Source organism: Streptomyces sp. SPB074, assembly GCF_000154905.1.
Taxonomy (GTDB): domain Bacteria; phylum Actinomycetota; class Actinomycetes; order Streptomycetales; family Streptomycetaceae; genus Streptomyces.
This window is the reverse complement of record NZ_GG770539.1, coordinates 6,497,821-6,507,361: the sequence shown is the minus strand read 5'-3', so window position 1 is coordinate 6,507,361 and position 9,541 is coordinate 6,497,821. Positions and strand designations below refer to the sequence as shown.

At 74.3% G+C, this 9,541-nt stretch carries 10 protein-coding genes and 1 pseudogene; 9 read left to right on the top strand and 2 right to left on the bottom strand.

Annotation, left to right across the window (positions count from 1 at the left end; translation table 11 throughout):
- Positions 1-86 precede the first annotated feature (86 nt).
- The 6 genes from SSBG_RS27810 (at position 87) to SSBG_RS27785 (ending at position 6,128) form a co-directional block, all read left to right on the top strand.
- Positions 87-998, top strand: coding sequence for a carbohydrate ABC transporter permease (locus SSBG_RS27810; protein ID WP_008749378.1), 912 nt, complete (start codon positions 87-89; stop codon positions 996-998).
- Between the two features lie 2 nt (positions 999-1,000).
- On the top strand, positions 1,001-1,945 hold the full coding sequence (locus tag SSBG_RS27805; protein WP_037870785.1) for a carbohydrate ABC transporter permease: 945 nt from the start codon (positions 1,001-1,003) through the stop codon (positions 1,943-1,945).
- An 11-nt stretch (positions 1,946-1,956) separates the two neighbouring features.
- Positions 1,957-2,994 (top strand): NAD-dependent epimerase/dehydratase family protein, encoded by a 1,038-nt coding sequence (locus tag SSBG_RS27800; RefSeq protein WP_037870784.1) that lies wholly within the window; start codon positions 1,957-1,959, stop codon positions 2,992-2,994.
- A 120-nt stretch (positions 2,995-3,114) separates the two neighbouring features.
- The gene (locus SSBG_RS27795; protein WP_008749375.1) at positions 3,115-4,134 is read left to right on the top strand and encodes a dihydrodipicolinate synthase family protein; all 1,020 of its coding nucleotides are present in this window, start codon (positions 3,115-3,117) and stop codon (positions 4,132-4,134) included.
- Positions 4,118-5,152 (top strand): hydroxyacid dehydrogenase, encoded by a 1,035-nt coding sequence (locus tag SSBG_RS27790; RefSeq protein WP_037870783.1) that lies wholly within the window; start codon positions 4,118-4,120, stop codon positions 5,150-5,152. Before SSBG_RS27795 ends, SSBG_RS27790 begins: the two co-directional genes overlap by 17 nt.
- A gap of 124 nt (positions 5,153-5,276) precedes the next feature.
- A complete protein-coding gene (locus tag SSBG_RS27785; protein ID WP_008749373.1) occupies positions 5,277-6,128 on the top strand; it encodes a fumarylacetoacetate hydrolase family protein in 852 nt (283 codons plus the stop codon).
- A 75-nt stretch (positions 6,129-6,203) separates the two neighbouring features.
- On the opposite strand, the gene SSBG_RS27780 is transcribed toward SSBG_RS27785, so the two are convergent.
- The gene (locus SSBG_RS27780; protein WP_234010668.1) at positions 6,204-6,848 is read right to left on the bottom strand and encodes an SMP-30/gluconolactonase/LRE family protein; all 645 of its coding nucleotides are present in this window, start codon (positions 6,846-6,848) and stop codon (positions 6,204-6,206) included.
- A gap of 408 nt (positions 6,849-7,256) precedes the next feature.
- On the opposite strand from SSBG_RS27780, the gene SSBG_RS27775 reads away from it, so the two are divergent.
- Positions 7,257-7,580, top strand: coding sequence for an SCO4225 family membrane protein (locus SSBG_RS27775; protein ID WP_008749372.1), 324 nt, complete (start codon positions 7,257-7,259; stop codon positions 7,578-7,580).
- A gap of 42 nt (positions 7,581-7,622) precedes the next feature.
- On the opposite strand, the gene SSBG_RS27770 is transcribed toward SSBG_RS27775, so the two are convergent.
- On the bottom strand, positions 7,623-7,862 hold the full coding sequence (locus tag SSBG_RS27770; protein ID WP_037870782.1) for a DUF6480 family protein: 240 nt from the start codon (positions 7,860-7,862) through the stop codon (positions 7,623-7,625).
- A 193-nt stretch (positions 7,863-8,055) separates the two neighbouring features.
- Here SSBG_RS27770 and paaE point away from each other — a divergent pair, with 193 nt between their 5' ends.
- Together paaE and SSBG_RS35180 are read left to right on the top strand one after the other, a co-directional pair.
- Complete coding sequence (gene paaE, locus SSBG_RS27765; RefSeq protein WP_008749370.1) at positions 8,056-9,165, top strand: 1,2-phenylacetyl-CoA epoxidase subunit PaaE; 1,110 nt, start codon at positions 8,056-8,058, stop codon at positions 9,163-9,165.
- 118 nt (positions 9,166-9,283) lie between these two features.
- A pseudogene (locus SSBG_RS35180) lies at positions 9,284-9,541 on the top strand (hypothetical protein); the annotation flags it as partial.

Here is a 9,541-nt window from a genome sequence, read left to right as displayed (position 1 = left end):
CCGCTCCGTGCCCCCGCCCCGCACCCCGCGCTCCCCCGCCCCTCGCGCCGCCCCGCGCGGCGTCCGCCCCGCCCGAAGGAGGCCCCGTGTCCGCTCTCGCGGAACGCCCTCACCCCACCGGCAGGCCCCGGCGCGGGCCGCACGCCCGGCGCGAGGCCAGGATCGGTCTGCTCTTCGTCCTGCCCGCCCTGCTCCTCTTCCTCGCCTTCCGCTTCGGCCCCGGCATCGCGGGCCTGCTGCTCGGCTTCACCGACTACACCCTCGGCCAGGACACGCACTTCACCGGGCTCGACAACTTCGACCGCCTCGTGCACGACCCGCTGTTCTGGTCGGCGCTCAAGGTCACCGTCGTCTACACGGTCATGGCCGTGCCCGTCACGATCGCCGCCTCGCTCGGCCTCGCGCTCCTGACCCGCCGCGCCTTCCGCGGCTCGAAGCTCTTCCGCTCGGTGTTCTTCCTGCCGGTCGTCACGAGCCTCATCCTCGCCTCGACGGTCTTCCTGTGGATCTTCTCCTCGGACGGACCGTGGTCGAAGGTCATGGGCCTGCTCGGCCTGCCCGGCCAGTCCTGGCTCGCGGACTCGGCGCTCGTCCTGCCCGCGCTCGCGATCGTCGGCGTCTGGTCGCGCTGCGGCTACGGGATGCTCATCCTCCTCGCGCGGCTCCAGGAGGTGCCGCGCGAGCTGGAGGAGGCGGCGCTCGTGGACGGGGCCGGGCCGTGGAAGCGGTTCCGGTACATCGTCGCGCCCCAGCTCAAGGGCTCGTTCTTCTTCCTGGCCGTCATCGAGACGACCGCGAGCTTCCAGGTCTTCGACGCGGTCTACATGATGACCGGCGGCGGCCCCGCGAACGCGAGCTACAGCCTCGTCTTCCAGCTCTACGACGCCGGATTCAAGTACTTCGACCTCGGCTACGCCAGCGCGATCGGCTGCGTCCTGTTCGTCCTGACCCTCGTGGTCGCGGCCGTCCAGCGGCTGGTCATCGGAAAGGAGAGCTGACGATGAGCGACACCGCCGAACTGCCCCGTACCGCCGAGGAGCCGGCCGGACACCCCGCCGGGACGCCCGCGGGCAAGTCCCTGCCGCGTCCGCGCGAACCGAAACCGCACGAGACGCTGCCCGCCGCACTGCGGATGCGCCGCGGGGGCAAGATCCTGCGCGGAACGCTGCTCGTCGTCGCCGCGCTCGTCACACTCTTCCCCTTCTACGCGATGGTCGTGCTCTCGCTGAAACCCGAGGGAGCCGTCGACCTGCCGGGCAGCCTCGCGCCCTGGCCGCTGCACGGCGGCGCGTACGGGGACGTGCTCGGCTCGCAGGACGTACCGCGCTGGCTGCTCAACACCCTCGTGTACTCCGTCGTCTCCGTCGTCGGGGTGCTCGTCCTCTCGGCGCTCGCCGGGTACGCCTTCGCGAAGAAGCGCTTCCCCGGGCGCGAGACGATGTTCTGGTCGTTCCTGTCGATGGTGATGGTCCCGTACCACGTCACGATGATCCCGACCTTCATCCTCATCGCGAAGCTCGGCGGCGTGGACACCTACTGGGGTCTCATCCTGCCGACCCTCGCCAACGCCCAGGCCGTCTTCCTCATGCGGCAGTTCATCATGGGGTTGCCCGACGAGCTGTTCGAGGCCGCCCGGCTCGACGGCTGCTCGGAGCTCCAGATCTTCTTCCGGATCGTGCTGCCGCTCCTCAAACCCATCCTCGCGACGCTCGGCACCTTCGTCTTCCTGTGGCACTGGAACGACTTCCTGTGGCCGCTCATCATCGGCCAGTCCACGGACATGCGCACGCTCACCGTGGGCATCGCCTCGCTCCAGCAGCAACAGGTGCCGCTCAATCAGGTGCTCGCCGGTTCCGTCGTCGCTTTCGTTCCGATCTTCAGCGCCTACCTGGTGGGCCAGCGGTACTTCACCGAGGGCGTCACCGGTTCGGCCGTGAAGGGATGACCCGTACCCGTATGTCCACCACCCTCTCCTTCCCCGGCGACGAGAAGGGTCTCGAAGACCTCCTCGCCACCCCGTCACCCGGCCTCGTCACCGACCTCGCGGGCCTGGAGGGCGATCTCGTCCTCCTCGGCGCGGGCGGCAAGATGGGCCCGAGCCTCGCCCGGCTCGCCCGCCGCGCGCTCGACGCCGCCGGACGCGCGGACGTCACCGTGCACGCCGTCTCGCGCTGGAGCGACCGCGCGGCGGCCGAAGCGCTCGCCGCCGGGAACATCCGGCCGGTCGCGTTCGACCTCATGGCGGGCGATCCCGCCGACCTCCCGGCCGCCGGGAACGTCGTCTTCATGGTCGGCGCGAAGTTCGGCTCCGCCGGGCGCCCCGAGCACGCCTGGGCCGTCAACGCCGCGCTCCCCGACCGGATCGCCCGCCGCTACGCCGGCGCCCGCGTCGCCGCCTTCTCGACCGGGAACGTCTACCCGCTCGTCCCCACCGCCTCGGCGGGCAGCACCGAGATCGACGCGGTCGGCCCGGTCGGCGAGTACGCGATGTCGTGCCTGGGCCGCGAGCGCGTCTTCGCGCACCACGCCCGCGAGCACGGGCTGCGGCTCGCGCTGATCCGCCTCAACTACGCCGTGGACCTGCGGTACGGGGTCCTCGCCGACCTCGCGCGGACGGTGCGCGCGGGCACTCCCGTGGACGTCACGACCGGGCACGTCAACGTCGTGTGGCAGGGCTACGCGAACGAGGTCGCGCTCCGCTCGCTCACGCACGCCGCGAGCGAGCCCTTCACGCTCAACCTCACGGGGCCCGAGACGGCCTCGGTGCGCCGCCTCGCCGCGCTCCTCGCCGCCGAGTTCGGCACCGAGGCCGCGTACACCGGTACGGAGTCGGGCACCGCGCTGCTCTCGGACGCCTCCCGGTGCCACGCGCTCTTCGGCTACCCGGGGGTCGCCCTGCGCACGCTCGTCGGCTGGCAGGCCGAGTGGCTGCGGCGCGGGCTGCCTCTCTCGGACAAGCCCACCAAGTTCCAGGTCCGCGACGGAAGGTTCTGATCACCGGTGCCCGCAACACCCTCCCCCACGCCGTCCTCGCCCACCGGGCCCGCCACGACGCCGCCCCCGTCCGCACCGCCTCCCGGCACGCCACTGGGCACGCTCGCCGCCGGCACGGTCGTGCCCGCCCACCCGCTCGCGCTCGACGCGGACCGCCGCCTGGACGAGCGCAGGCAGCGCGCCCTCACCCGCTACTACCTCGCCGCCGGGGCGGTCGGCGTCGCCGTCGGGGTGCACACGACGCAGTTCGCGATCCGCGAGCCCTCGGCCGGGCTGCTGCGCCCCGTGCTCGAACTCGCCTCCGAGGTCGTCCGCGAGGAGGCCGCGCGCCTGCGCCCGCCCGAGGAGGCCGCCGCGCCCTTCGTACGGATCGCGGGCGCCTGCGGCTACACGCGGCAGGCCGTGGCCGAGGCGGAGCTCGCGCGCGAACTGGGCTACGACGCCGTGCTGCTGAGCCCGCTCGTGCCCGGCGCCGACGAGGCGGGCCTGCTGGAACGCACGCGGGCGGTCGGCGAGGTCCTGCCCGTCATCGGCTTCTACCTCCAGGAGGCGGTGGGCGGCAGGCGGCTCTCGCCCGCCTACTGGAGCGCCCTCGCCGGGATCGAGTCCGTCGTGGCGATCAAGACGGCGCCCTTCGACCGCTACCGCACCGCCGACGTCATCGCCGCCGTCGCGGCCTCGGGGCGCGCGGGCGAGGTCGCGCTGTACACCGGCAACGACGACGCGATCGTCCAGGATCTCCTGACGCCGTACCGCACGGCGGAGGGCGAGCGGTGGTTCGCGGGCGGGCTGCTCGGGCACTGGGCGGTGTGGACCCGCGCGGCCGTCCGGCTCTTCCACGAGGTGCGGCGGGCCCGGGCGGGCGATCACGGGCTGCTCACCGCGCTCCTGGCGCGCGGCCCGCAGGTGACGGAGTCCAACGCGGCCGTCTTCGACGTGCGCTACGACTTCCGGGGCTGCATCGCCGGGGTGCACGAGGTGCTGCGTCGCCAGGGGCTGCTCGCCGGGACGTGGTGCCTGGACGTGGACGAAGGACTCTCGCCGGGGCAGGCGGAGGAGATCGCGCGGGTCGTGAAGGCGTACCCGTGGCTGACGGACGACGCCTTCGTGGCGGAGCACCTCGATGACTGGCTCCGCTGAGTCCTCGGCGGGGGCCCGTCCCCGCGCCGTCGTCGCCGTACCCCCGGCCCTGCGGCGGCAGTTCTTCACGGCGGCGGCGTGGGACCGGCTCCGCGCACTCGTCGAGCCGGCCGTCCTGGACGCCCACAGCGACCGTACGGAGCTGGCCCGCGCGCTGCGCACGGCCGGCCCGCACGTCCTCGTCACCTCCTGGGGCACCCCGGCGCTCGACGCCGAACTCCTCTCTTACGCGCCCGAGTTGGGGCTTCTCGCCCACACGGGCGGTGCGGTGAGCCCGTACGTGGGGCCCGAGGTGTTCGCGCGTGGGGTGAAGGTGACGCAGGCGGGCGGCGCGATGGCGCGGCCCGTCGCGGAGGTCGCGCTCACCTTCACGCTGAGCCTCCTGCACCGCGTGCACCGCTTCGACCACGCGCTGCGCTCCGGGGTGCCGTGGGAGGAGGCTTCGCGGGCGCCGGAGCGGCACGAGATCCTCGGCTGCCCGCTCGGCGTCGTCGGGGCCTCGCGCACGGGCCGGGCCTACATCGCCCTCGTCCGGGCGCTCGGCGCGAAGGTCACGGTCCACGACCCCTACCTCGACGCGGCGGAGGCGGAGCGGCTGGGCGTGCGCCGGGCCCCGCTGGAGGAGGTGCTGCGCACGAGCCGCGTCCTCGCGCTGCACGCCCCGGCGGTGCCGGAGACGCGCCACCTGCTCGGCGCGCGGGAGCTGGCGCTGCTGCCGGACGGCGCGGGGCTCGTCAACACCGCCCGTTCCTGGCTCGTGGACGAGGCGGCGCTGCTCGCCGAGACGCGTACGGGGCGGCTCGACGCGGCGTTCGACGTGTACGACGCGGAACCGCTGCCGGTGGACCACCCGTTGCGCGCCCTGCCCAACGTGCTGCTGACCCCGCACCAGGCGGCGGCGACCGTCGAGGGCAGGCAGGCGCTCGGCACGAGCACCGTCGCCGAGATCGCCCGCCACCTCGCGGGCGAGCCGCTGCGGCACGCGGTCGGCCCCGAGGCGCTGGTACGGGTCGAGTGACCGGCCCCCGTACCCCGCCCGGCCCCCGCCCCGCTCTTCCGTCGCGCTCGCCGAGACGGCAGACTCGTGGCGCCGCCGTTCCCGGTCCGTACCACCCATCCCTTCCCGCGGAGGTTCTTCTTCCATGCGTCTCCAGCGCGTCGGCGCCGTCGGTGCCGAACGACCCGTCCTGCTCGGCACGGACGGTCACCACTACGACCTGAGCGGACTGACCGACGACCTGACCCCCGAGTTCTTCCGCGACGGCGGCCCCGGGCGCGTGGCGCGCGCGCACGAGGCAGGGGAACTGCCCCGCACCGACACCGCGGGGCTGCGGGTCGGGGCGCCGCTCGCGCGGCCGGGCGCGGTCCTGTGCATCGGGCAGAACTACGCGGCGCACGCCGCCGAGTCGGGCGCGAAGCCGCCGGGCGAGCCGATCCTCTTCTACAAGGGCCCGAACTCGCTCGCCGGTCCCGAGGACGACGTGCTGATACCGCGCGGCAGCGAGCGCACCGACTGGGAGGTGGAACTCGGGGTCGTCATCGGCAGGCGGGCGCGCTACCTCGGGCCGGACGAGGACCCGCTGGACTACGTGGCCGGGTACGTGCTCTCCAACGACGTCTCGGAGCGGACCGTCCAGCTCGAAGCGCCGGGCGGGCAGTGGTCGAAGGGCAAGAGCTCGGAGACCTTCAACCCGCTGGGGCCCTGGGTCCTGACGGCCGAGGAGCTGCCCGCGCCGCAGGCGGTGCGGCTGCGCTCGTGGGTCAACGGGGACTCCCGGCAGGACTCGTCCACGGCCGACATGATCTTCTCGGTCGCGGAGATCGTGCGGCACCTGTCGCAGTACCTCGTCCTGGAGCCGGGCGACCTCGTCAACACCGGGACGCCGGAGGGGGTGGCGCTCTCGGGGCGCTTCCCCTACCTGCGGGCGGGGGACGTGATGGAGCTGGAGGCGGAGGGGCTGGGGCGGCAGCGGAACGTGCTCGTGCAGGCGTAGACGGCGGGCGCGGTGCGGGGGCCCGGTGCGGCGGGCACGGGCGCGCGGCGGGCGCGACGCCCGCTCCCGCGTCGTTCAGCCCGCGTACGGCAGTGGGGGCAGTCCGCGCACCCCGGGCTCGGCGCGGAAGACCGCGCCCGCCCCGGGGTCCTCGTGCGGGGCGAGGTCCTGGCGCGAGGTGGTGATGTACAGCTCACGGTAGCCGGGGCCGCCGAAGGCGCAGGCACTGACCTGGCTGGCGCCGACCTCGACGACGGCGGCGAGCGTCCCGTCGGGGGCGTAGCGGCGGACCGCGCTCCCGCCCCACAGGGCGACCCAGATGCCGCCCTCGGCGTCGCGCGTGATCCCGTCGGGGCCGCCGTCGGCGGGATTGACGCGCACCCACGGCTCCAGGGTGCCGAAGTCGCCCGTCTCCGGGTCGGGGTGGAGGCGGAAGACGGTGCCCGTGCCGGTGTCGGCGTAGTGGGCCTCGCTGCCGTCCGGGGCCCAGACGAGGCCGTTGGAGATCGTGGCGCCGCGGTGGACGACGCGCGTGGTGCCGTCCGGGGCGAGGCGGTGGACGCTGCCCGCGCCGGGCCGGGCGTCGTAGGCCATCGAGCCGCAGTAGAAGGCGCCCGCCGGGTCGCAGCCCCCGTCGTTCATGCGCACCGCCGGGTCGCTCCACAGCTCGGGCCCCGGGCGCACCGTGCCGTCGGGGTCCACGCACGTGAACCCGCGCACGACTACGGCCGACGATGCCGCCGCCGGCGCGCGGGCGCCACGCGGCGAGCACGTCGCCCAGCCGCAGCCGCTCGGGGCGCGCCCGCTCGTCGAAGGTCAGCAGTTCGCCGCGCGTCAGGTCGACGATGCGCAGCCTGCCCCGCCGCCGGGTCCCAGCCCGGGCCCTCCCCGTGGTGGGTCACCACCTCGCTCCACCGCCGCGCGCGCACCCGTGCCCCCTCGCGTTCGTGCGGCCCGTGCCGGGCCGTCCCGGGGGACGATACCCAAGATCACCCAGGCCCTCGCGGCGCGGGTACCCAGGCCGGATCTGAGTACGTTCACGGAGGCGCGCGGCGGGCGGGCGCGCGAACCTTGAGGAGTCAACGCGTCCCCGGAAGGGGCGCTCCGGCCACCGAAAGGCCCCAGGCAATGACCACGTCCGCGCGTCCCCTCGCCGCGACGGCCCGCCGTCTGCTCCTGCGCCCGCTGCCGCTGGCATACCTGGCGCTCGTCGCGGCCGTCGTCTGCTGGGTGCTCGCCGATCACTACCTGGTCGCGCACGCCGACGCGAGCATGGCGGGCGTGTGGATCTTCTTCTCCACCGCGCCGGTCTCGATGATCTTCGCGGGGCTGCCTGCGGCGCGGTTCTGGGCCGGGCCCGTGGTGGGCGCGCTCGTCAACGCGCTGGTGCTCGGGATACTCGCCGAGCGCTTCGGGCAGGCGGGGCGGCGCTCGCACTCGCACCCGGCCTGAGTGTCCGGCCCGCCCGGCGGCGGGACGGACGGGGCTTCCGGCCTACGCGATCAGTACCGCGTAGGCCAGGAAGAACCCGGCCACGAACAGCACGAGCACGGCGACCGCGACGAGCGGTGCGACGGTCCAGCCGCGAGCCGGGTCCTTCCAGGGGCCCGGCTCCGACGTGCTGCTCTCGACCGGTGGCGTATCGCCGAGGGGGACGCCGCCGCCCGGGTCCAGGCCCGTCGTGAAGCCCGGATCGGCGTCGGTGTTGGGAACGGGACTCGCGTGAACAGTCATGCGTGCGGGATGCCCGCCTCGCACCGCTCTAAGCACAATTCGGCACCCGTTTCAGGGCTTTTTATAGCCTTTGCCGTATCGGTACCGTCCGTGACCGAGTGGCGCGTTCCGCACGGGCCGGGGCTTGCACCCCGCCGGATTCTTTGGAAATCTACTACCGAACGAACGGTCGGTAGATGTTGAGGAGCACGGCATGACCGCTACCCCCGTGGAGGGCGAGCGCCAGGGCGCCCGGCGCCGTCCCAGCTTCCACACGCTCCGCGTGGCCCAGGTGGAGCGGCTGTGCGAGGACGCCGTCACGGTCGGCTTCGACATCCCCGAGGAGCTCGCCGAGCGGTACGCGCACCGCCCCGGCCAGTCGCTGACCCTGCGCAGGGAGGTGGCGGGCGGCGACGAGCGGCGCTCGTACTCGATCTGCTCCCCCGCGGGCACCGCGCCCAGGATCGGCGTGCGCGAGGTCCCCGGCGGCCTGTTCTCCTCCTGGCTGGTCCACGAGGTGCGCGAGGGCGACGAGGTCGAGGTCATGTCCCCGACCGGGGTCTTCACGCCCGACCTCGCGACGCCGGGCCACCACGTGCTCATCGCCGCGGGTTCCGGGATCACCCCCATGCTGTCCATCGCCGCCTCCGTGCTCGGCGCCGACGAGGACTCGCGCGTCACGCTCTTCTACGGGAACCGGCGTGCCGGGACCGTGATGTTCGCCGACGAACTGGCCGACCTGAAGGACCGCTACCCGGCGCGCTTCGAGCTGGCGCACGTGCTCTCGCGCGAGCCGCGCGAGGCGGAACTGCTCAGCGGACGGCTCGACGCGGAGCGGCTGGCCGCTCTCGTCGCTGCGCTGGTGGACGTCCGGGCGGCGGACCACTGGTGGCTGTGCGGCCCGCACGGCATGGTCACCGACGCCCGCGAGGTGCTCGACGGGCTCGGCGTCCCGGCCGCGCGCGTGCATCAGGAGCTGTTCTTCGCCGACGGCGAGCCCGTCACCCCGACCGTCCGCCCCGACCGCGCGGGCGCGCCGGACGGGCCCGTGAGCGAGGTCACCGTCGTCCTCGACGGCCGCTCCACGACCGACGCGCTGCCGCGCGACCGGACCCTCCTCGACGGGGCGCAGGCCACCCGCTCGGACCTGCCCTTCGCCTGCAAGGGCGGCGTGTGCGGGACGTGCCGCGCGCTCGTCACCGAGGGCGAGGCGGACATGCGCCGCAACTTCGCCCTGGAGGAGAACGAGGTCTCCGCCGGATACGTGCTGACCTGCCAGACCTTCCCCGTCTCCGAGAAGCTGACCGTCGACTACGACAGCTGAGCCCGGCCGGTCGTCCCGGTCCCCCGAAACCCCCGCGCGCGGCATTCCCGAGCAGTCCACCGGACCTTTGGCCACGGATCATCCCGGTAGGGTCCGGGCGGACGGAAAGGGGACGAAAGTGACGGACGGCGGAGCGGTGCGGGACGGATCAGCACGCGGCGAGGCACCACGGCGGGGGGACGCGGCGCGGGGGGACGCGGCCGCGCGACGCGGGGACGTACGGCACGCGGACGCGGCACGCGGCGGCGAAGCGGTACGGCAGGCGGACGCGGCGCCGGACGACGGGAGCGCGCGGCCCGCGGACGCGGCCGGGACCGGCCGGTACACCGTCGTGGTGCTGCACGGGGGGAAGGCCGAGGGCCGGGAACCCGCGCGG

Excerpts from the sequence above, each read along its gene's own strand:
- paaE (WP_008749370.1), top strand. The coding sequence starts at position 8,056 with ATGACCGCTACCCCCGTGGAGGGCGAGCGCCAGGGCGCCCGGCGCCGT.
- SSBG_RS27790 (WP_037870783.1), top strand. The coding sequence starts at position 4,118 with ATGACTGGCTCCGCTGAGTCCTCGGCGGGGGCCCGTCCCCGCGCCGTC.
- SSBG_RS27770 (WP_037870782.1), bottom strand. The coding sequence starts at position 7,862 with ATGACTGTTCACGCGAGTCCCGTTCCCAACACCGACGCCGATCCGGGC.
- SSBG_RS27775 (WP_008749372.1), top strand. The coding sequence starts at position 7,257 with ATGACCACGTCCGCGCGTCCCCTCGCCGCGACGGCCCGCCGTCTGCTC.
- SSBG_RS27800 (WP_037870784.1), top strand. The coding sequence starts at position 1,957 with ATGTCCACCACCCTCTCCTTCCCCGGCGACGAGAAGGGTCTCGAAGAC.
- SSBG_RS27805 (WP_037870785.1), top strand. The coding sequence starts at position 1,001 with ATGAGCGACACCGCCGAACTGCCCCGTACCGCCGAGGAGCCGGCCGGA.
- SSBG_RS27785 (WP_008749373.1), top strand. The coding sequence starts at position 5,277 with ATGCGTCTCCAGCGCGTCGGCGCCGTCGGTGCCGAACGACCCGTCCTG.